Genomic DNA, 20,503 nt, shown 5'->3' with positions numbered 1-20,503 from the left:
GCATGCCCGATGTAGCCCGCAGCGCCTCCGGCCGTGTCGTCGACAGCTGGGAGTCGCTGTACCGAGCAGCCGGTGAGGGGGCACCCCTGACCGGCTACTACCACCGCAACTACTGCGTGGAGCTGCCGCATGCGCTCGCGGCGTCGGTCTCCCTGCCCGCGGGCACGCCCGTGAAGCTCCGGGCCCCGATCACCGATGCCGTGCAGTTCAATCTGCGGATCTGGCCCGAGGGGGAACTGCTCGGCGCCATCGCGGGCCGGGTGAACGGAAGCCCCCGGGTCCTGGCGGACCGCCCCGGCTTCACCGTGCACTCCTTCGCCGAGGGCGATCCGCTGTCGGAAGCCGTGGGGCATGAGGGGCCGGTGGGGCTTCCGTACATCGACTCGCTGGGCGAACTCTTCCGGCAGACGACCGCCGTCCCGTCCCGGCTGCTGCCGCCCTGCCCCGAGGACTGGCCGGTGGACGGCGACTGCCCGGGCTTTCTCCATACTCTGGTCGACTTCACCGTGAGCGAGGTGAAGGGGCGTCACGGCAAGGAGTACGAGTCGCTGTTCGCCGCACTGAAGGTGCCGGACGACGCGTTCGGGCGGCTGAAGGAGCGTGCGGAGGGGCTGGGAGAGCGGCCGTTCGTCCTTCTTCACACCGATGTCCACCGGGGCAATCTCATCGCCGGCGCGGACGGCAGGCTCTCCCTGATCGACTGGGAGCTCGCCCTCTTCGGCGATCCTGTCTACGAGATCGCCTCGCATCTGTCGCGGATGCGTTACGCGAAGCGAGCCGAGCGGCGGGCGGCGCTGCGGGCCTGGTGTACGGCCGTCGCCGACAGCCGTCCCGCGGCCCTCGCCGGACATCGCGACGCGCTGCGGATCTATCTGGACTTCGAGCGGCTGCAGTCGGTCTACATCGATGTGATCCGGCTGGCGCTCGCTTTCGCGCGCCATCCCGACCGTGCCGGGCTCGAGCGGACCGCGTCGGGGATCGAGGCGGTGCTGCGCGCGGCGCGCCGGCCGCTCGGGCTGCGGCGGGTGCCGAGCGCGGGGCGCATCACGTCGGCGTGTGTCTCCTGGCGGCACGCCGCGGAGGCGGGGCGGGACTCGGGGCCGGACTCGGGGCCGGACTCGAGGGCGGGAGGGGGCGCAAGGACGGGCGCGGACCCGGGCGAGAGCGGGTCGGCGGGGACCGGGTCGGGGGAGAGCGAACCGGACGCGGCGCGGCGCGTGGCATGAGCCGCTGCCGGCCGGGGGCCGTAGGCCCTATGCCGTACGCCCCCTGAACAGCACCCCCGTCTGAACAGCACCCCCGTCAGATCGTCAGCAGGACCTTGCCCAGCAGCGTCCGGGCCTCGATCGTGCGGTGGGCCTCCGATGCCTGGTCCAGCGGGAACGTGCCGCCGATCACCGGGTGCAGCCGCCCCGTGGCCGCCGCCTCCAGAGCTTTCGCCGCCAGGCGTGTGTAGTCCTCGTCCGACAGCTGCAGGTCGGCGATGCCGGTCAACTTGATGCCCCTGCGGTCGGCCTCGTCCGTGTCGACCGGGGCGAAGCCGCCCGTCGACGCGCCGTGGGCCGAGAAACGCCCGCCGTCGGCCGTCAAGGCGAAGGCAGCCAGGCCCAGTTCGCCACCGACCCCGTCGAGCACCACATCCGCGCCGGCCGGGCCCAGCGCGGCGCGGGCCTGCTCGGTCCAGTCCCCGTGCGTGGCGTCCACGACGGCGTCCGCGCCCAACTCCCGTACCAGGGACGTTTTCCGCTCGCCCCGCGCCACCCCGACCACCTGCGCGCCCGCGGCCTTCGCCAGCTGCACCAGCAGGGTGCCCATGCCGCCCGACGCGCCCAGGATCAGGACACGGTCGTCCGCGCCCAGGCCGGTGGCCTCCAGCAGGGCGGTGGCGGTCACGCCGTCGTGGACCAGGGCCGCGGCCTCGCGCAGTGCGAGCCCGTCCGGGACGGGGACCAGCTTCTCGGCGCGGGCCGCCGCCTGTTCGGCGTACCCGCCGGAGAAGCCGAGCGCGGTGACGACGCGGCGGCCGATCCACGCCTCGTCCACCCCCTCGCCGACCGCCCGCACCGTGCCGGCGATGCCGCCGCCCGCTACGTACGGCGCCTGGATCGGGAAGTGGTCGCTGAACGCACCCGCCCGCACCTGCGTCTCCACGAAGATCGTGTCGACCGTCGAGACCTCGACCACGGCCTCGCCGGGACCCGCCACGGGATCCGGCACCTCGACCGTGACCAGCACCTCCGGGCCGCCGAACTCCGTCACCTGTGCCACGCGCATGCCGTCCACACCCCATCTGTCCGGGCGTTCCCGGCCTCTCCGGCGCCCGTGGTACGAGTCTGGAACCTGAAGTCCGGTTGAGGTCAAGCGGCCACCGCTCCGATGCCGTCGCTCCGATGCCGTTGCTCCTGCCGTCGCTCCGATGCGTACGCTCGGGGCATGAGCACGAGCATGGGTCTGCGGGAGCGCAAGAAGCTGCTGACGTACCGGGCGATCTCCGACGCCGCCATCGCGCTCTTCCTCGAGAAGGGCTTCGACCGGGTCTCGGTCGCCGAGGTCGCGGCCGCCGCGGACGTGTCCAAGCCGACCCTCTTCCGGTACTTCCCGGCCAAGGAGGATCTGGCCCTGCACCGGTTCGCCGACCATGAGGACGAGGCGGCCCGCGTGGTGGCGGCCCGGCCGGCCGGGGTGTCCCCGCTGGATGCCCTGCACCGGCACTTTCTCGACGGTCTGGAGCGGCGCGACCCGGTGACCGGGCTCAATGACCACGCGGCCGTACTCGCCTACCACCGGCTGCTGTACGGGACGCCGAGCCTGGTGGCGCGGCTGTACGCCTACCAGGGCAGGTCGGAGGAGGCGCTCGCGCAATCGCTGGCCGAGGCGCGGCCCGATGGCCTCGGGGCGCGCCTCGCCGCCGGCCAGATCGTCGCCGCGCAGCGCATCCTCGCCGAGGAGAACTGGCGGCGGATCGCGGCGGGCGAGAGCGCCGACGACGTCCACCAGGATGCCGTCACCGCCGCCGATCTCGCCTTCGCGCAGCTCCGCGGCGGCCTCGAATGAGTCTCGGTTAAAAATGTAACTCGGTTACGTTATTCTCGATGGAATGACGTCACTCGAGCACGCACTCAGCGAGGAACGCGACTACCACGACGCCTGCCGCACCGCGATGACCGGCATGGTCGACGGCGCGGCCCATCACGTCGTCACCGGCGCGGACGTCTCCGCATCCGGCGCCGACGCCGAAGCCCTCGGCCACTACCTGCGCAGCTACGCCAAGGAACTGCGCGAGCTGCCCGACAGCCCCCTCTTCTTCGGCCGCCTCGACTTCGGACGTGACGCGAGCGCCCGCGACCACGCCGGGCAGAGCTACCACATCGGCCGGCGCCGCATCACCGAACAGTCCCGACACGGCACAGCCCCGCCCCTCGTCGTCGACTGGCGCGCCCCCGTCTCGCGCGCCTTCTACCGGGCGAGCGCCCGCGACCCGCAGGGCGTGGCCGTACGCCGCCGCTTCGGCTGGGCGCCCTGGAGCAAGGGCGACTCCGGCGACCTGACCAGCCTCGAGGACGAGCACCTGGCCGCCGGTGAGCCCAACCCGCAGCCGACGTCGGCGTCGGACCCGGTGTCCGTATCGGCGTCGGACCCGGCATCCGACCCGGCGTCGGCGTTCGTCTCGGCCCCGGCGCCGACCGGGAGCCGGATCCTGGCCGGCGAGATCGAGCGGCCCCGCGTCGGCCCCATGCGCGACATCGCCGCCACCATCCAGCCCGAGCAGGACGACCTCGTACGGTCTCCACTCGCCGAATCCGTCTGTGTCCAGGGCGCCCCCGGTACGGGGAAGACCGCCGTCGGTCTGCACCGCGCCGCGTACCTCCTCTACACCTACCCCCAGCGCATCCAGCGCCGCGGACTGCTGATCCTCGGCCCCAACCGCACCTTCCTCTCGTACATCTCCGCGGTGCTGCCCTCCCTCGGTGAGATCGACATCAGGCAGTCGACGGTCGACGACGAGATCGCACGCCATCCGGTGCGTACGCGGGACAGCGAGGAGGCCGCGGCCGTCAAGCACGACGCCCGTATGGCAGCCGTTCTGCACCGCGCGCTGTACGCCAGGGTGTCGCCGCCCGCCGAACCGGTCGTCGTCCCCGACGGGTCGTACCGCTGGCGCATCCCGCTCGACGAGCTCGAGCGGATCGTCGCCGAAGTGCGCGCCGAGGCGCCGCCGTACGCCGTCGGCCGTGAACGCGTCCGCACGCGTGCCGTGCGCGCCCTCCAGCTCCAGGCGGAACGGCGGGCCGGTCCGGTGAGCAACTCCTGGGTGCAGAAGGCCGGCCGGGCCCGCGCGGTCTCCGCCTTCGTCGACACCGTCTGGCCCAGGACGCAGCCGGAGGAGGTGCTCGCCGCGCTGCTCACCGACCCCGCCGACCCCCTCCTCGCGCCGGCGGAGCAGGAGGCGATCCGCTGGACGAGGCCCCCGCGGTCGTACAGGTCCGCGGGGTGGTCGGCGGCCGATCTCGTCCTCCTCGACGAGCTCGCGGGCCTGATCGAACGCCCCGACGGCTACGGCCATATCGTCGTCGACGAGGCGCAGGACCTCTCCCCGATGCAGTGCCGCGCGATCGCCCGCCGGGCCGGCTTCGGCTCGCTGACGGTGCTCGGCGACCTCGCCCAGGGCACGACGCCGTGGGCCGCCCGCAACTGGCCCGAGCAACTGGCCCACCTCGGCAAGGAGCAGGCCGCCGTGGTCCCGCTGACCGCCGGGTTCCGTGTCCCGGCCGCGATCGTCGCCCTCGCCAACCGGCTGGTCGCCGCGCTGGACGTCGACGTACCGCCCGCCCGGTCACTGCGCAGGGACGGTGAGCTGACGGTTCGTGAGGTCGGCGATCTCGCCGCGGCGACGGTCGGCGCGGTACGGGCGGCGCTGACCCACGAGGGCTCGATCGGAGTGATCGCGGACGAGCCGGACACGGCCCGGCTCCGCGCGGCTCTCGCCGCGGCGGGCATCGCAACCGCCACGGCGGACGACCTCACGGCCGAGGCGCGGGTCACGGTCCTGCCGGCGAGCATCGCCAAGGGCCTGGAGTACGACCATGTCGTCGTCGCCGAACCGGCGGCGATCGCCGGGGCGGAGGCGCGCGGACTGCACCGGCTGTACGTCGTCCTCACCCGCGCGGTCTCCCGGCTGGACGTACTGCACAGCCGCCCGCTGCCACCGGAGCTCGGCTCGCCGGAGTGAACCCGGCGAGGGCTTGGCCACGTGTTCGATGCCGAGCGCGTTCCGACTCGTAGCGTGGAAGCATGGCAACTCCTCAGCGCATGATCGGGTCAGGCTTCGGAGCCCGGAGCACCACGGAGGAGGTCCTGCGCGGGATCGACCTCACCGGAAAGCTCGCGATCGTCACCGGCGGCTACTCGGGCATCGGACTGGAGACGACGCGAGCGCTCGCCGGCGCCGGCGCCCATGTCGTGGTGCCCGCCCGTCGCCGCGCGGCCGCCCAGGAGGCGGTCGCCGGCATCGACAGCGTGGAGGTCGACGAACTGGATCTCTCCGACCTCGAAAGTGTCCGCGGTTTCGCCGAACGCTTCATCGCCTCCGGCCGCAGCATCGACTTGCTGATCAACAACGCCGGGATCATGGCCTCGCCGGAGACACGAGTCGGACCGGGCTGGGAGGCGCAGTTCGCGACCAACCACCTCGGCCACTACGCGCTCGTCAACCGGCTCTGGCCGGCGATCGCGCGGGACGGGGCGCGCGTCGTCACGGTGTCCTCCAGCGGCCACCAGTTCTCGGGCATCCACTGGGACGACGTGCAGTTCGAGCACGGCTACGACAAATGGCAGGCATACGGGCAGGCGAAGACCGCCAACGCACTGTTCGCCGTACAGCTCGACGCGCTCGGCCGGGACGCCGGTGTGCGAGCGTTCTCGGTGCACCCCGGCGCCATTGCCACCCGGCTGGCGCGCCACGTCCCCAGGGAGGAGATGCTCGCCGCCGGCTGGATCGACGAGGACGGCAACCCGACGAACGCCGGGTTCAAGACCCCGGGCCAGGGAGCGGCGACGCAGGTGTGGGCGGCGACGTCCCCGCAGCTGGCGGGCATGGGCGGCGTCTACTGCGAGGACTGCGACATCGCGGAGCCCGCGGGCGAGGGTGAGCTCTCCGGGGGCGTACGCGCCTACGCGACGGACCCCGGGCAGGCGGCGCGGCTGTGGCAGCTCTCGGCCGAGCTCACAGGTGTCGACGCGTTCGCGGCAACTGACCCGTCTCAGTGAAGGTGAACCAGCGTGATGCTGTGACCTGTGGTGTTCGGATCGACTGAGACAGCGGCTGCTCGGCTGTCTCAGTCAATCCGAGTAGACCCGCGGGGTTTTCCTCAGCGACGACCCAGCAGCTCGGTGATCCGGATGAACCCGTCAGCGCCGTGGCCCTGTCCGATGGCTCGGCGGGCCAGACCTTCCGCCGCGCGCATCACGCCCGCGTCGATGCCGTGGGCCTCGGCGGTGTGGACGATATGGGCCATGGACGACGCCGCTGAGGTGAGAGGGTTGCCCTCGCCGGAGAACGTTCCGTTGTCCACTTCCTCCGCGAGCCCTTCGAAGATCGGCGGGAGTATGGCGCCGATACCCTTGGCGAACGGTGTCAGCTGTCGCGCGGTGACCCCTTCCGCTCGCGCCACCGCCAACGCGTGGGCATAGCCCGTCATGGCGGTCCAGAAGATGTCGAGCAGCGCGATGTCGTATGCCGCCGCCCGGCCGATCTCCTCGCCGAGGTGGGTGTGGGTGCCTCCCAGCGCCGCCAGGACGGGCTGGTGCTCGTGGTAGAGACCTTCCGGGCCGCTGTGGATAAACACTGCGGCCGGAGTGCCGATGGTCGTGATCGGCGTCATGATCGCACCGTCCAGGTAGCGAACGCCGTGCTCAGCCGCCCACGCTGCGGTATCCCGGGCTCGGTCCGGCGTGTCTGCGGTCAGGTTGACCACCGTGCGCCCCTTGAGCGCGTCGGTGACCGCATCGCGCCGCAGAATGCCATCCACCGCGTCGTAGTTCAGCACGCAGACCACGGTCAGCCTGCTTGCGGCAACCGCTTCCTCGGCCGACTGGACGCTGACCGCGCCCCGCTCGACCAGCTCCCGGTCCCGGTCGGGCGTCCGGTTCCAGACCGTGGTTCGCAGGCCGGCATCCAGGAACGCGCCCGCCAGGGATCGGCCCATCGGGCCCAAACCGAGGACGGTGACGGCAGACTGTTCGGCGTGTAAGGACATGGCTCAACTCCAAAGAAATATCGGCAACATGCAAGGAATGGGGTGGATGTGACACGCAGTCGTGCCCAGGACCCGAATGTCTGTGGGGTAACCGCCGCGATCGCTGTGATCGACGGAAAGTGGAAGACGATTCTGCTCTGGCTGCTGGAATCCGGTCCGCACCGCCCGGGCGAGCTGCGTCGGCGGCTGCCGGGCCTCAGCGAGAAGGTGCTGACTCAGGCGCTCCGCGAGATGGAGACCGACGGATTGGTGCACCGGGAGGTGCACGACGTGCTTCCGCTGAAGACCATGTACTCCTTGACCGAGTTCGGTCGAGAACTCTCCGAGGCCTTGGCTCCCCTCTCCGACTGGGGCCACCGCCGCCTGGAGAAGCTCACCGACGCCCAGTCAGCCTCCTGACGCATCGCACAGCCACCCATGTCTCACCCCGATCCGGTGGCCGTCCGACCGGCCTTCACCAGGATCGGTCCGTCGCTGACCGCCGCCAAGTACCCACAAAAAGGTGGCTACTGCGGGTGGCGAGGGAGTTCACCAGGTTGCTGAGCTCGACCCGCTGAGCTCGACCCACACCCGCCGGCCCCGCCGGCCCCTCCGGCCTGACCGGCATCGTTCGACGTCTCCACGACGTGGCGCTCGTCGACGGCCGACAAGAGGTCGCCAACGTGTCGACCTACGCCTTCGGCGATGCGACCTGCCCGGACTGCGGGGCGGACTTCTCAGTGGCTGCTCGGATCAGCGCCGACCGGTCGGCCGCGCTGGGATGATTCTGCCGCTGCTTCGATGCGCATGGCGGTTCGCTCGTGTTCGAGCAGATCCTCGGGAGCGCTGCTCCCCGGCCTCAACCACGTGGTTACCGGGGCACTCCAGCCGCCGACGGGCTTGGTCACTCTGGCTGAAAGCCTGGCCGTGGTCGCCCGCGACGAGGGCAAGGAGGCTACCCACTCCTTGCCACTCTCAACGTATAGCGCACCAGGGGGCTTGCGGCAAGACCCGGGTCGTACCGCAGAATCGTCGGCCAAGGCCAGGACCTGCGGAAACAACAGATTCGCGAAGTGCGTGTGTGGTTGTCGACGTAGGGGTCGCGCGGGGACGCCGAACCGACGGTGGGACTCGCGGTGCGGTTGCGGGCACTCGGCGCGGAGGTGCGGTCTGCGCGCCGCCGGACTGCGCGCGGCCGGCCGGAATTCAATATCGTTAAATGGGGGTTTTCATGATTGACGTGATCGTGGTCGGCGGCGGACCGACCGGCTTGATGCTGGCCGGCGAGTTGCGGCTGCACGGTGTGCACGTGGTCGTGCTGGAGAGGTTGACCGAGCAGACCGAGCAGTCCCGCGGGCAGGGCCTGCACACGCGCAGCGTCGAGATGATGGACCAGCGCGGCCTGCTGGACCGGTTCCTCGCGGTCAGTGAGAAGTTCCAGGTCGGCGGTCTCTTCGGCGGCATCCTCAAGCCGTGGCCGGACCGGTTGGACACGGCTCACCCGTACGGCGTCGCCAGCCCGCAGCCGGTCACCGAGCGGCTGCTCAACGAGCGTGCCCTCGAAGTCGGTGCCGAGATCCGGCGCGGCTGCGAAGTGGTCGGGCTGAGCCAGTACGAAGACGGGGCCGGGGCCGGAGTGACCGTCGAGCTGGCGGACGGGACGCAGCTGCGCTCGCGCTACCTCGTCGGGTGCGACGGCGGCCGCAGTGCGGTGCGCAAGCTGCTCGGCGTCGGTTTCCCCGGCGAGCCCGCCAAGGTCGAGACGCTGCTGGGTGAGATGGAGGTGACCGAGGATCCGGCGACGATTGCCGCCGTCGTCGAGGAAGTCCGCAAGACCCAACTGCGGTTCGGCGTCAGCCCCGCCGAGGACGGGGTGTGCCGCGTTGTCGTGCCCGCCGACGGGGTGGCCGAGGACCGCGCGACCGAGCCGACCCTCGAGGATTTCAAGCAGCAGTTGCGGGCGTTCGCCGGCACCGACTTCGGCGTGCACTCGCCGCGCTGGCTGTCCCGGTTCGGCGACGCCACCCGGCAGGCCGAGCGTTACCGGGTCGGCCGGGTGCTGCTGGCCGGCGACGCGGCGCACATCCACCCGCCGACCGGCGGGCAGGGGCTCAACCTCGGCGTGCAGGACGCGTTCAACCTCGGCTGGAAGCTGGCCGCCGCGGTCAACGGCTGGGCACCTGAGGGGCTGCTGGACAGCTACCACGCCGAACGGCACCCGGTGGGCGCCCGCGTGCTGGACAACACCCGCGCGCAGATCGCCCTGCTGGGGACCGATCCGGGTGCGACCGCGCTGCGGGAGCTGTTCTCGAAGCTGATGGACTTCGCGGAGGTGAACCGGTACGTGACCGAGATGATCACCGCGGTCGGGGTCCGCTACGACTTCGGCGAGGGCCACGAGCTGCTCGGCCGACGGATGCGGGACGTGGGGCTGAAGCGGGGGCGCCTCTACACGCTGATGCACGGCGGCCGCGGCCTGCTGCTCGACCAGACCGGCCGGCTGTCGGTGGCGGGCTGGGCAGATCGGGTCGACCACGTCGTCGACGTCAGCGAGGAACTGGACGTGCCCGCGGTGCTGCTGCGGCCGGACGGCCATGTGGCGTGGGTCGGTGAAGATCAGCAGGATCTGCTCAGCCGGCTGCCCAAGTGGTTCGGCGCTGCCGTCGGCTGAGCGCGCGGTAGTGGCCCGAAGGGGTGGGCCGTTGTGATCGCGTGAGACGGGACACGACAGGTGTTCTGCACATACGACACCTGTCGTTGTCCTGTCTCAGACAACTGTGGGCATGGTGGGGGACGAGCTACCGAGGCGGCTCGCAGCCTTGGCTGTGCCTGTCGCGTTCCTGACTGACTTCGGGTTCGGCATCCGCGAAGTCGTACACGGCCCAGTCGGTGAGCGGGAGGCAACCGATTCGTTGGTAGAGGGCGTTGCTGGTGGGGTTGGCCGGGTTCGCGTACAGCACGACCTCCGTGGCACCTGCGGCGAGCGCGGCCCGGCTCACCTCGACCGTTACGGCGCCCGCGTAGCCGCGACCGCGTAGGTGGGCCGGGGTGTAGACGGGGTCCACCCGGATCTGGCCGCCGACCATCGAGGTCGCGCCTGCCATGGAGACAGGAGTGCCGTCCGGGGTCTCCCAGAAGGTGAAGTGTTTGTCGGCGAAGCGTGTGTCGGCCCAGGTGTCGGCGTCTATGGAGACGATTTCCCCGACGTCAGTGGCGAACTCGCGGAGCCAGACCATGAGTTGCTCACGGTCTTGCCCGCCCATGAGTCGACCCCGGCCCGCTGGGACAGGCTGCGGTGGGGTGAGCGTGCCGAGGCGGTACAGGCGGAGGCGGTCGCGGAGTGTCGGCGTTGCGCCTGTGTGCCGCTGCCAGGCCCCGGCGAAAGCAGTGGCTGTGTCGTGGGCCGCGCGCTGATGGCAGCTGCCGGCGAGGGCGGCGCTGAAAGACGATGCACGGTTCGAACCAGGCGACCCGCGGCCCGAGTGTTGACCGCGACGATCGCGGCAACGGCAAGGCCGGCAGGTTCCAGGAGCGAGAGGGCAGCCACGCTGGAGCGTGATCGGACAACCGATCCTCGGCGAGCCACAACGATCAGTTGTGCACACCTAAGGTGAACCGGTGGACACCGAGGCATTGCGATCGTTCGTCCGGGCGGCCGAGCTCGGACAGTTGCAACATGCGGCCAATGAGCTGGGTGTGACGCAGCAGGCAGTCTCCAAGCGGATCGCCGCCCTGGAGCGCGAGCTGGAAGTCCGTCTGTTCACACGGACCGCCCGAGGAGTTGAGCTGACGCTCGATGGCCAGGCACTTCTCCCCCACGCGCGGAGCATCGTCGCGGGTGTCGAGCGCGCCATCACCGCGGTCAGGCCGGGCTCCCGGGCCCTTCGGATCGACGTTCTCGGCCTGCGAAGCGCACAGGCCGTTGTTCTGCACGACTATTGGCGGTCGCATCCCGAAACCAACCTCGACGTGGTGACCCTCCGGGTCAACGACCCACGCGTGGCGGTCGCCGCCGTCGAAGCAGGCGATATCGACGCCTCGTTCCGTACCGTCACTGCCCCGGACACACTGCCGCCCGACGTGCAAATGATTCACGCGTTCGACTCTCCGCTGGAACTTCTCGTCGGCCCGAGACATCCGCTCGCCTCCGCGCGAAGACTGACGCCACCGCAGTTGCGTAAGCACCGGATATGGGTGCCGGGTATCACGCCCCGAAGCGAATGGGCAGAGTTCTACGATCAGCTCGTCACCGAATTCGACCTACGCATCGACGCGGCAGGCCCGCACTTTGGAGACGAAGTGCTCCTGGACACCCTCGCGGATTCCGCGGACGTGGCCACCCTCGTCGGGGCACGCGACCGGTACATCTGGCCGACGAACTACGACCTACGCCGCATCCCTATCGTGAATCCGACCCTCGCATACCCACTCTCTCTCATCCTCCCCAGAACGAATCCGCATCCAGGACTCCGTGGAATCATCACCCACCTCGGAAGCCTGCCAAGGCTCCCTGAGACGGTCTGGCTCCCGTCCTGGGCAACGACGCCACGGCGCGGCGACAGCGACATCGCAAATGCTCACAGGTCCCAACCCCGACAAAGGTGACTCGACCGGCTGCTGACAGCAGCGTCCACCAGCGCCTGGTGAGTCCTACCCAGTCACCGGTACACCAGAAAGGGATCGTGGCATGTCCAGCGACCGTCTCATGCGCATCCGTAGCGCCGAGTTCCAGGCCATGGCCGAGAGGGTCCTGCGGGTCACCGAGCTCACCTCCCGCCTGAACGTCCTGCCCTTCGAGCACGAAGCGGGCAGGGCGGAACTGTTCGAACAGATCCTCGGCAGGCCGCTGTCGACGAGAGTCACGATCTATCCGCCCTTCTATACGGACCACGGCCTTCACCTGGACCTCGCGGAACGCGTGTTCATCAACCAGAACTGCACGTTCCTGGACTACGCCGGCATCCGGCTCGGCGAGCGCGTGATGGTCGGACCAAAGGCCACGTTCATCACCGTCGGTCACCCGGTCGATCCTGAGGAGCGACGGGGGTGGCTGAGCGGCGCGCCCATCGATGTGGCGGAGAACGTGTGGATCGGCGCCGGTGCCACGATCCTTCCTGGCGTCAGCATTGGCCGTGACGCCGTGGTCGCCGCCGGCGCGGTCGTGACCGATGACGTTCCGCCGGCAAGCCTGGTGACCGGCAGTAAGGCAACCGTGCACCGAAGGTGGTGACGACCTCTCCGGGGCCACACCGAGCCACGGACTACGGGCAGTCATCAACCACATCGGAAGCGAAGGCGGCCGGTGATGCGGGCACGGGGCGCTGTCTTCGGGACCTTCAGACAGCTGGTGAATGTCACGGTCATGGCCGTCCGGCAGACCGTCGCTCCGGACGGGATGCAAGGCTGCGCGGCCGCGACGATCAATTTTGTCGGCATGGGCTGACCTCGCTCGGCTTGCTGCTCGGCGGCTTTCTCGCGGAAGTGTGGGGGACGCGCACCAGCCTCCTGGTAACAGCGGCTGGATGCTGCTACCCAGTGTCCGGGGAGGGTGGCGCAGAGCGACTCCAGGTCGGCCGGCGTCCTTCCCCGGACGTGCAGCCAGCTGTGGTCACTCAGGCCGTCGAGCCGCAGGAGCTTCCCCGGTGCGGAGAACCAGCACACGGGTGACTCTTCCTTCCGGGTCCACATCGGGTACTCGGGAAACTCCACCCGCGAGAACTGGCTCGGCAGCTCTCGGATCAGTCCGGCGGGTAGTTCACAGGCGTTGTAGAGCCGTTCTTCGCGGCCGAGTAGCGTCTCGCTGAGGACGAGCTCGACCCAGGCCAGGGAAACTCGCTCCAGGAAGAGAACCCAGCCGTCCCGCGACTGGACGAACACCGGCGGATCGTCCTGGTCGAGATCCCGCAGTCGGACTCCCCAGAATGCGCACCCCTGGTTCTCGCTGCGGAAGACGAGCACTCCGCCGAACTCGTCATGCACGAACAATTCGGAGGGCCGAAGCAGAGGGTCCTGGTTGCCGGTGAGATCGCGGCGCGTGCCGAGAAGCAAGTAGGCCTCACGCAACGCGGTCGGCAGTGCGAGCCCCAGCGTCTCTTCGGCTCGCTCCAGCTCCTCCATTCGCGCACCGGTGTCGTCGGCGAGCGGCTCCGCCCACGTTGCGGCAAAGTCCCGAACGAAGGCCCAGGCTCGCGCCCTGTCGGGTACCCCGCCGCGCAGAGCTTGAGCCACATCGAACTCGTCAACCATGCGGTGGACCGTACAGGCCGGCTTCGCCGGGACTCCGCCAGGTCGTCTGCCAGAACCACTGGGACTCGCCACATCTGCTGAGAACGGACAGTTGGCGTGACGAGTCACATTGCCTCGGCATGTTGGATGGAACACTATTGCAAGCGTCTGCTTGCAATAGTTAGCGACGATGCGGCAGTATCCGGGTATGGCATCACTCAACGTCGGCAATCTCGGTGAGTACCTGCGCGAGCAGCGGCGCACTGCGCAGCTCTCGCTCCGGCAGCTCGCCGAAGCCGCCGGGGTGTCCAATCCGTATCTGAGCCAGATCGAGCGCGGGCTGCGCAAGCCGAGCGCGGAGGTGCTGCAGCAGGTCGCCAAGGCCCTGCGGATCTCCGCCGAGACGCTGTACGTCCGCGCCGGGATTCTCGATGAGCGGGAACGGGACGAGCTGGAGACGCGTGCCGTCATCCTCGCCGACCCCTCGATCAACGAGCGGCAGAAGCAAGTTCTGCTGCAGATCTACGAATCCTTCCGCAAGGAGAACGGGCTCGAGGACGGGAACGGACTCGAGCACGAGGCCGGATCCGATGCCGTGGCCGAGGCCGTGACCGAGGTCTCGGACACCGCGGACATAGCGGATACTACGGACGCCACCGCTGACGGCCCCCGCACGGCCGACGGCAGTAATGCCGGACAACCCTCAAACTGACCTGCGATCCGGGAGGACCACAGTCATGGCCATCACCGATGACCTGCGTAAGACCCTCACCGACCCCACCCCCCTCTACTTCGCCGCCGGTACCGCCGACCTCGCCGTACAGCAGGCGAAGAAGGTGCCCGCGCTGATCGAGCAGCTCAAGGCCGAGGCCCCGAGCCGTATCGAGGCCGTGCGCAACACCGACCCCAAGGCCGTGCAGGAGAAGGTGACCACCCAGGCCAAGGAGGCCCAGGCCACCGTGCAGGCCAAGGTCACCGAGGTGCTCGGGACCTTCGACACCGATCTGAAGAAGTTCGGCGAGACCGCCCAGGACATCGCGCTGCGTGGCGTGGGCGTGGCCGCCGAGTACGCGGTCAAGGCCCGTGAGACGTACGAGAAGGTCGCCGAGCAGGGCGAGCAGGCCGTGCGGTCGTGGCGCGGCGAGGCGGCCGAGGAGATCGCCGAGATCGCCGTCGCCGTCGAGCCGGACGCCCAGCAGGCCAAGCCGGCCGGGAACGGGGCGGCGGAGGAGCCGAAGGCCGAGGCCAAGAAGTCCGCTCCGGGCCCCCGCAAGGCCCCCGCCCGCAAGGCGACGGCGAAGAAGCCCACCTCGCAGTCCGCCAAGTAGGCAGGTCACGCATCGAGGAGAACGGGCCGGGCACCAGGTGAGGTGCCCGGCCCGTTATCCCGGTACCTTGGCCGCGAGGCGCTACAAACCACTCATTAGGCGGTGTTCAGCATGCGCGAGGGATTCGACCTCACACTCTGGCTGGTCCTCGACGTCGTCTTCGTCGTCTCGTCCGTGACCGCGCTGATCCTGGCGGCCATGGCGCGCGAGGACGCCTACCGCGCCGCTGACAAGAAGACCAAGTCCTTCTGGCTGATGATCCTGGCTGTGACGGTCGCGCTGAACCTGTTCGTCGAGGTGCTGTTCCTGTCGCTCGCCGGGCTGATCGCGACCATCGTTTTCTTCGTGGACGTACGTCCCGCCCTCAAGAAGGTCTCCGGCGGCGGTGGCCGCCGCGGCGGCTCCAGCAGCGACGGGCCCTACGGTCCGTACAACGGCGGACGCTGACCAGGGGACCGGGCAAACAAGCACACCGCCGGCACACCGCCGGCACGCAGCAAGAACACGCAGGGGCACGCGCTAGCCGCGGGCCCCTGCTCTGCTGAGCAGCAGCACCGCCACATCGTCGGTCAGGTCCCCGCCGTTCAGATCGCGTACCTCCGCGACCGCCGCCTCCAGCAGCGCCTCGCCGTCCAGCCCCGCCGCCAGCTGCCGGTTGATCATCTCGACCATGCCGTCCTGGCCCAGACGCTGTCTGGTGTCCGGCCCCTGCCGGCCCTCGATCAGCCCGTCGGTGTACATCATCAGGCTCCACGCGGAGCCCAGCTCCACCTGGCGGCGCGGCCAGCGGGCGCGCGGCAGCAGGCCGAGCGCCGGGCCGCCGTCGTCGTACGGAAGCAGCTGCGCCGCGCGCCCGTGCCGGGCGATCAGCGGCGTCGGGTGACCCGCCAGGCAGAGGCCGGCCCGCCGCCCGTCCGGCGCGATGTCCACCGTGCAGAGCGTCGCGAAGATCTCCTCGCTCTCCCGCTCGTGCTCCAGGACCTGCTGCAGCGTGGAGAGCAGCTCGTCCCCGCACAGGCCCGCGAACGTCAGCGCCCGCCAGGCAATCCGCAGCTCGACGCCGAGCGCCGCCTCGTCCGGGCCGTGCCCGCAGACGTCGCCGATCATCGCGTGGACCGTGCCGTCGGGGGTACGGACCGTGTCGTAGAAGTCCCCGCCCAGCAGCGCCCGTGAGCGGCCCGGCCGGTAACGCGCGGCGAACCGCAGATCCGAACCGTCCAGTAGGGGAGTGGGCAGCAGACCACGCTCCAGGCGGGCGTTCTCCTGGGCGCGCAGCCGGGACTCGGCCAGCTTCACCTGGGCCGTGTCGGCGCGCTTGCGCTCGACGGCGTACCGGACAGCGCGGCTGAGCAGCCGTCCGTCCAGTTCGTCGCGCAGCAGATAGTCCTGGGCCCCGACCCGTACCGCCGCTGCCGCCCGCTCGCTGTCCGCCTCGGAGGTCAGTGCGAGGACGGCATGGCGGGGCGCGAGGCGCAGGACGTGCCGCAGCACGCCCAGCTCGTCGTCGTCCTGCCCGGACGTGCCGGACGGGCCGGACAGCGCGAGGTCCACGAGGATGCAGTGGACATCGTCCGTGAGCAGCCGCTCCGCCTCGGTCAGATTGCGGGCACTGCGGATACGGACCCGGGTTCCGGCCGCGTCCAGCAGCTCGGGCACGGTGAACGTGCCCGCCGGGTCGTCCTCGATCACCAGGAGCGTGAGGTCGCCGCCGCTGGTGCTCCCGCCGGTGCTCCCGCCGGATCTGGCGCCGGCCATGCCACCGGAGCCCACGCCGGGGCGGGTGCTCCCACTGGTGGTCTCCGCGGCGGGGACGCCCCTCTGTCGCGGTACGGGTACGGGCATCGGTCTGGGTTTCCTTCCCTCCCCCCGAGGGCGCGGTGGAGCGACGATCGACGCCCCACCAGACCGGGACCATAGCGGTACACGACGTCCGAACGGAATGCTGTGACGCGAAGAGCCACTGTCATATGCCGCGCATGGGGAGGTACTTGCTCAGGGGCCCATGACGAACATCACGCCATCGTCACCCCGTGGTCACATTCCTTCACACCTGCCCGTGCGGCGTGGGTCACTTCTTCACATCCGCCGTGCGACGTGGGTCACTTGTCGGGGCGTACGACACCGAGAATCGCCATCGAGCCCGCCCCCGCAATCGTCACATTCCGCCCAGGGCGCGGTGCGTGCACGATCGCGCCGTCGCCGATGTACATCCCGACATGGCTCGCGTCGGCGTGATAGATGATCAAGTCGCCGGGGCGCATGTCCTTGACGTCGATCCGGGGCAGCAGCCGCCACTGCTCCTGCGAGGTGCGCGGGATGGTCCGCCCGGCCGCTGCCCAGGCCTTCGATGTCAGCCCCGAGCAGTCGTACGATCCCGGGCCCTCCGCTCCCCACACGTACGGCTTGCCGATCTGCGCCGTCGCGAACTCGATCGCCTTCTTGCCCGGCTCGCTCGCGTCGGCACTGATGTCCTTCAGTACGCCCGAACTCAGCCAGGACGTCTGCGCCTTGTACTCGGCCTGCTGCTCCAGCTTGATCAGGCGGGCGCGCTCCGCCTTCTCCAGCCGGTCCTCCAGCTTCTTGGCCGCGGCGATCCGGTCGTTGATCTCCTTCTTGGCCTTCTCCCGCTTGACCCGGCTCGCCTCGAGCTTCTTCCACTGGGAGCCGGCGTCCTTGCTGTACGCCGCCAAGTCGGCCTGGGCCCTGGTCAGTTCTCCGAGGAGGTCCTTGGTCGCCTTGTGGCCCTGCTGGATCCGGCCGGCGCCGTCCAGGAAGAGCTGCGGGTCGTCGGTGAGCACCAGTTCGGCCTCGGGCGGCAGTCCGCCGCCGCGGTACTGGGCGCGGGCCGCGGCGCCCGCGCGGTTCTTGAGGTCGTCGATCCGGGCCTCGCCCTTGACGATCTCCTGAGCCAGTCTGACGATTTCGGCCGACTGCTTCTCGGCCCGCTCCTCGGCGAGGTTGTACGCGTCGGTCGCGGAGGCGGCCTTGCGGTAGAGGGCGTCGATCTCCTTGCGCACCTCTTCGAGCGACTTCTTCGGCGCGCCCGGCGTACCGGGCGCCGTGGCGCCAGTTCCCGCCGTCGGTGGTGGCTCCGGGGCCGCGAAGGCCTGGCCGGTCGACGCCAGCACGGTCAGTGCGCAGACCACAGTGATCGCAGCAGTGGCACAGCGGCGTCGGTTCACGACTCCCCCTCCGGACGAACGCCAGGACACGTGAAAGTGATTTACCGTCAGTAACTTATTGCCGACGCCGAGATGGTGCCACGGTGTCCGCAAAAGCGACAGGGCCAGTCGGCGGATCCCGGCAGATCCCTGTTGCCCCGCCCGTCCCGCTCTCGCCCCGGCCTTCCCCCGTCCGGTCGATCACTCTCACCCGTCTGGGACGAACAAGGTCCCGCCCGCGTTCCCTTGTTCGCTCCTCTTCATCCGGAATTGGGTGCGAGTGCCGCCCAGTTCACCGTGACTTCCCCCTGCCGCCACCGCCGCGGGTCGTCCGTCAGCGGCCAGTCGCCCGCCAGATCCCGTACGGCTCTGATCCAGCGCTGCCGTGCGCCCAGGGAGGCGTACGGAGCGGCTGCCGCCCAGGCCCGGTCGAAATCGCGCAGGAAGGCGTGCACCGGCTCGCCCGGCACATTGCGGTGGATCAGTGCCTTCGGGAGGCGTTCGGCAAGGTCGGAGGGGCGCCCCAGGGAACCGAGCCGGGTCGCGAAGGTGACCGTGCGCGGACCCTCCGGTCCGAGCGCGACCCACACGTGCCTCCGCCCGATCTCGTCGCAGGTGCCCTCGACGAGCAGCCCGCCGGGGGCCAGGCGGGCGCAGAGCCGCGCCCAGACGGCGGCGACCTCGCCCTCGTCGTACTGGCGCAGCACATTGGCCGCCCGGATGAGCGCCGGGCGTGTCCGGAGGGGGATCTCGAAGCCGCCGTGCCGGAAGGTGAGCCCCTCGCGCTCGTACGGCTTCGCGGCCGCGACCCGGGCGGGGTCGATCTCGATGCCGACGACCTCGCAGCGAGGCTCGGCGGTGCGCAGCCGGACCAGCAGCTCCAGTGCGGTCCAGGGGGCGGCCCCGTAGCCGAGGTCCACGGCGAGGGGACTGCCGGAGCGGCGCAGAGCCGGGCCGTGCGTGGCGGCGATCCAGCGGTCCATGCGGCGCAGGCGGTTGGGGTTGGTCGTCCCGCGGGTCGCGGTGCCGACGGGGCGGGTCATAAAAGGGAGCGTATGCGGTCGCGACACGACCTCCGAACGGCAATGATTTGGCAAAGCGGAAGTGGGCCGGAAATGGAAGGGCAGGGTCCACTGTTGTGAGCCTGTGCAGGGCCGCTTACGCCCCGCAACTTGTTGTGCCCGAAGCGAGGAGGAACGCCGACGTGAGCCAGTACGTCTCCCGCCTCGGCGGCAGCCTCGTGGCGCCGCGCATCCGGTTTCCCGGTGGCCACCGCAAGCCCCGCAGGATCGCCATGCTCAGCGTCCACACCTCCCCGCTGCACCAGCCGGGTACGGGCGACGCGGGCGGCATGAACGTCTACATCGTCGAGCTCGCCAAGCGCCTCGCCGCCCTCAACATCGAGGTCGAGATCTTCACGCGGGCGACCGCGGGCGGCCTGCCGCCGGCCGTGGAGCTGGCGCCCGGCGTGCTGGTGCGGCACGTCGACGCCGGGCCGTACGAGGGCCTCGCCAAGGAGGAGCTCCCCGGCCAGCTGTGTGCCTTCACGCACGGCGTGATGCAGGCCTGGGCAGGTCACCGCCCCGGCTACTACGACCTCGTCCACTCCCACTACTGGCTCTCCGGCCATGTCGGCTGGCTCGCTGCCGAGCGGTGGGGCGTGCCGCTCGTCCATGCCATGCACACCATGGCCAAGGTCAAGAACGCCGCCCTCGCCGAAGGGGACACCCCCGAGCCGGCCTCCCGCGTCATCGGCGAGACCCAGATCGTGCGCGCCGCGGACCGGCTGATCGCCAACACTGCGGAGGAGGCCGACGAGCTCGTCCGCTTCTACGACGCCGAATCGGCGAAGGTCGCCGTCGTCCACCCGGGCGTGAACCTGGAACGCTTCCGGCCCGCGGACGGCCGGGCCGCCGCCCGGGCCCGCCTCGGTCTGCCCCAGGAGGCCTTCGTGCCTCTCTTCGCGGGCCGCATCCAGCCGTTGAAGGCCCCGGACATCCTGCTCCGCGCGGTCGCCCTGCTGCTGGAACGTGAACCTTCGCTGCGCTCCCGGGTCTTCGTCCCGGTTGTCGGCGGCCCGAGCGGCAGCGGCCTCGCCAAGCCGGAAGGCCTGCAGAAACTGGCCGCGCGCCTCGGTATCGCGGACGTCGTCCACTTCCAGCCGCCGGTGGACCAGGACCTGCTCGCGGACTGGTTCCGGGCCGCGTCCACGCTCGTCATGCCCTCGTACAGCGAATCCTTCGGCCTGGTGGCGATCGAGGCCCAGGCGGCCGGCACCCCGGTGGTGGCGGCAGCCGTCGGAGGGCTCCCGGTCGCGGTGCGCGACGAGCTGAGCGGCTTCCTGATCCCTGGCCACAACCCGCAGGACTACGCGGATGCGCTGCACCAGTTCGTACGCGACCCGTCCCTGTCCGACCGGATGGGCGCGGCGGCGGCCCGGCACGCCCAGTCCTTCGGCTGGGACACGGCGGCGTCGGCCACGGCGGACGTCTACACGGCGGCGATGTACGAACACCGCCGCCGCGGACACGCGCACCACGGCTGACGTACGCTC

17 protein-coding genes and 2 pseudogenes are annotated in these 20,503 nt (G+C 70.3%); 13 read left to right on the top strand and 6 right to left on the bottom strand.

What is annotated here, in order from left to right; translation table 11 throughout:
* The first annotated feature begins 2 nt into the window (after positions 1 to 2).
* Positions 3 to 1,226 (top strand): phosphotransferase, encoded by a 1,224-nt coding sequence (locus OG883_RS30135; protein WP_266547277.1) that lies wholly within the window; start codon positions 3 to 5, stop codon positions 1,224 to 1,226.
* Between the two features lie 76 nt (positions 1,227 to 1,302).
* Here the strand turns inward: OG883_RS30135 and OG883_RS30130 are convergent, their stop codons facing one another.
* A complete protein-coding gene (locus OG883_RS30130; RefSeq protein ID WP_266547275.1) occupies positions 1,303 to 2,274 on the bottom strand; it encodes a zinc-binding dehydrogenase in 972 nt (323 codons plus the stop codon).
* 159 nt (positions 2,275 to 2,433) lie between these two features.
* Between OG883_RS30130 and OG883_RS30125 the strand changes: the two genes are divergently transcribed.
* The 3 genes from OG883_RS30125 (at position 2,434) to OG883_RS30115 (ending at position 6,267) form a co-directional block, all read left to right on the top strand.
* Positions 2,434 to 3,054, top strand: coding sequence for a TetR family transcriptional regulator (locus OG883_RS30125; RefSeq protein WP_266547272.1), 621 nt, complete (start codon positions 2,434 to 2,436; stop codon positions 3,052 to 3,054).
* Between the two features lie 43 nt (positions 3,055 to 3,097).
* The gene (locus OG883_RS30120; RefSeq protein WP_266547269.1) at positions 3,098 to 5,230 is read left to right on the top strand and encodes an AAA family ATPase; all 2,133 of its coding nucleotides are present in this window, start codon (positions 3,098 to 3,100) and stop codon (positions 5,228 to 5,230) included.
* 62 nt (positions 5,231 to 5,292) lie between these two features.
* On the top strand, positions 5,293 to 6,267 hold the full coding sequence (locus OG883_RS30115; RefSeq protein ID WP_266547267.1) for an SDR family NAD(P)-dependent oxidoreductase: 975 nt from the start codon (positions 5,293 to 5,295) through the stop codon (positions 6,265 to 6,267).
* Positions 6,268 to 6,368: 101 nt separating this feature from the next.
* Here the strand turns inward: OG883_RS30115 and OG883_RS30110 are convergent, their stop codons facing one another.
* Positions 6,369 to 7,256: an NAD(P)-dependent oxidoreductase gene (locus OG883_RS30110; RefSeq protein WP_266547264.1), complete on the bottom strand. Its 888-nt coding sequence runs from the start codon at positions 7,254 to 7,256 to the stop codon at positions 6,369 to 6,371.
* Between the two features lie 48 nt (positions 7,257 to 7,304).
* Between OG883_RS30110 and OG883_RS30105 the strand changes: the two genes are divergently transcribed.
* Positions 7,305 to 7,655 (top strand): helix-turn-helix domain-containing protein, encoded by a 351-nt coding sequence (locus tag OG883_RS30105; protein ID WP_266547262.1) that lies wholly within the window; start codon positions 7,305 to 7,307, stop codon positions 7,653 to 7,655.
* An 811-nt stretch (positions 7,656 to 8,466) separates the two neighbouring features.
* Complete coding sequence (gene rox / locus OG883_RS30100) at positions 8,467 to 9,906, top strand: rifampin monooxygenase (RefSeq protein ID WP_266547259.1); 1,440 nt, start codon at positions 8,467 to 8,469, stop codon at positions 9,904 to 9,906.
* A gap of 127 nt (positions 9,907 to 10,033) precedes the next feature.
* Here the strand turns inward: rox and OG883_RS30095 are convergent.
* A pseudogene (locus tag OG883_RS30095) lies at positions 10,034 to 10,633 on the bottom strand (GNAT family N-acetyltransferase); the annotation flags it as partial.
* 220 nt (positions 10,634 to 10,853) lie between these two features.
* Between OG883_RS30095 and OG883_RS30090 the strand changes: the two are divergent.
* From OG883_RS30090 to OG883_RS30065, 6 genes and pseudogenes are all read left to right on the top strand, one after another.
* A complete protein-coding gene (locus tag OG883_RS30090) occupies positions 10,854 to 11,840 on the top strand; it encodes a LysR family transcriptional regulator (protein ID WP_266547256.1) in 987 nt (328 codons plus the stop codon).
* An 82-nt stretch (positions 11,841 to 11,922) separates the two neighbouring features.
* Complete coding sequence (locus OG883_RS30085; protein ID WP_266547253.1) at positions 11,923 to 12,465, top strand: DapH/DapD/GlmU-related protein; 543 nt, start codon at positions 11,923 to 11,925, stop codon at positions 12,463 to 12,465.
* A 93-nt stretch (positions 12,466 to 12,558) separates the two neighbouring features.
* Positions 12,559 to 12,758: pseudogene (locus tag OG883_RS30080) on the top strand (MFS transporter); the annotation flags it as partial.
* 910 nt (positions 12,759 to 13,668) lie between these two features.
* Positions 13,669 to 14,172 (top strand): helix-turn-helix domain-containing protein, encoded by a 504-nt coding sequence (locus tag OG883_RS30075; RefSeq protein ID WP_266547250.1) that lies wholly within the window; start codon positions 13,669 to 13,671, stop codon positions 14,170 to 14,172.
* Positions 14,173 to 14,197: 25 nt separating this feature from the next.
* Entirely contained in the window at positions 14,198 to 14,788 is a 591-nt protein-coding gene (locus OG883_RS30070) for a hypothetical protein (RefSeq protein ID WP_266547247.1), read from the top strand.
* Between the two features lie 111 nt (positions 14,789 to 14,899).
* Complete coding sequence (locus OG883_RS30065; protein ID WP_266547242.1) at positions 14,900 to 15,235, top strand: DUF2516 family protein; 336 nt, start codon at positions 14,900 to 14,902, stop codon at positions 15,233 to 15,235.
* A gap of 72 nt (positions 15,236 to 15,307) precedes the next feature.
* Here the strand turns inward: OG883_RS30065 and OG883_RS30060 are convergent, their stop codons facing one another.
* From OG883_RS30060 to OG883_RS30050, 3 genes are all read right to left on the bottom strand, one after another.
* Positions 15,308 to 16,630: a PP2C family protein-serine/threonine phosphatase gene (locus OG883_RS30060; protein WP_266547239.1), complete on the bottom strand. Its 1,323-nt coding sequence runs from the start codon at positions 16,628 to 16,630 to the stop codon at positions 15,308 to 15,310.
* A gap of 257 nt (positions 16,631 to 16,887) precedes the next feature.
* A complete protein-coding gene (locus tag OG883_RS30055) occupies positions 16,888 to 17,970 on the bottom strand; it encodes an NlpC/P60 family protein (RefSeq protein WP_266547236.1) in 1,083 nt (360 codons plus the stop codon).
* A gap of 239 nt (positions 17,971 to 18,209) precedes the next feature.
* Entirely contained in the window at positions 18,210 to 18,992 is a 783-nt protein-coding gene (locus OG883_RS30050; protein WP_266547233.1) for a trans-aconitate 2-methyltransferase, read from the bottom strand.
* Positions 18,993 to 19,153: 161 nt separating this feature from the next.
* Here OG883_RS30050 and mshA point away from each other — a divergent pair, with 161 nt between their 5' ends.
* The gene (mshA, locus tag OG883_RS30045; protein WP_266547230.1) at positions 19,154 to 20,494 is read left to right on the top strand and encodes a D-inositol-3-phosphate glycosyltransferase; all 1,341 of its coding nucleotides are present in this window, start codon (positions 19,154 to 19,156) and stop codon (positions 20,492 to 20,494) included.
* Positions 20,495 to 20,503 lie beyond the last annotated feature (9 nt).

This window comes from Streptomyces sp. NBC_01142 (assembly GCF_026341125.1).
GTDB lineage: Bacteria > Actinomycetota > Actinomycetes > Streptomycetales > Streptomycetaceae > Streptomyces.
The sequence above is the reverse complement of the archived record's forward strand: the minus strand, read 5'-3'. Positions and strand labels throughout refer to the sequence as shown.

Coding starts and splice junctions, on each gene's coding strand:
- OG883_RS30120 (WP_266547269.1), top strand. CDS start 3,098: ATGACGTCACTCGAGCACGCACTCAGCGAGGAACGCGACTACCACGAC.
- OG883_RS30085 (WP_266547253.1), top strand. CDS start 11,923: ATGTCCAGCGACCGTCTCATGCGCATCCGTAGCGCCGAGTTCCAGGCC.
- OG883_RS30065 (WP_266547242.1), top strand. CDS start 14,900: ATGCGCGAGGGATTCGACCTCACACTCTGGCTGGTCCTCGACGTCGTC.
- OG883_RS30110 (WP_266547264.1), bottom strand. CDS start 7,256: ATGTCCTTACACGCCGAACAGTCTGCCGTCACCGTCCTCGGTTTGGGC.
- OG883_RS30075 (WP_266547250.1), top strand. CDS start 13,669: ATGGCATCACTCAACGTCGGCAATCTCGGTGAGTACCTGCGCGAGCAG.
- OG883_RS30050 (WP_266547233.1), bottom strand. CDS start 18,992: ATGACCCGCCCCGTCGGCACCGCGACCCGCGGGACGACCAACCCCAAC.
- OG883_RS30125 (WP_266547272.1), top strand. CDS start 2,434: ATGAGCACGAGCATGGGTCTGCGGGAGCGCAAGAAGCTGCTGACGTAC.
- OG883_RS30060 (WP_266547239.1), bottom strand. CDS start 16,630: ATGCCCGTACCCGTACCGCGACAGAGGGGCGTCCCCGCCGCGGAGACC.
- OG883_RS30070 (WP_266547247.1), top strand. CDS start 14,198: ATGGCCATCACCGATGACCTGCGTAAGACCCTCACCGACCCCACCCCC.
- OG883_RS30130 (WP_266547275.1), bottom strand. CDS start 2,274: ATGCGCGTGGCACAGGTGACGGAGTTCGGCGGCCCGGAGGTGCTGGTC.
- OG883_RS30135 (WP_266547277.1), top strand. CDS start 3: ATGCCCGATGTAGCCCGCAGCGCCTCCGGCCGTGTCGTCGACAGCTGG.
- rox (WP_266547259.1), top strand. CDS start 8,467: ATGATTGACGTGATCGTGGTCGGCGGCGGACCGACCGGCTTGATGCTG.
- OG883_RS30115 (WP_266547267.1), top strand. CDS start 5,293: ATGGCAACTCCTCAGCGCATGATCGGGTCAGGCTTCGGAGCCCGGAGC.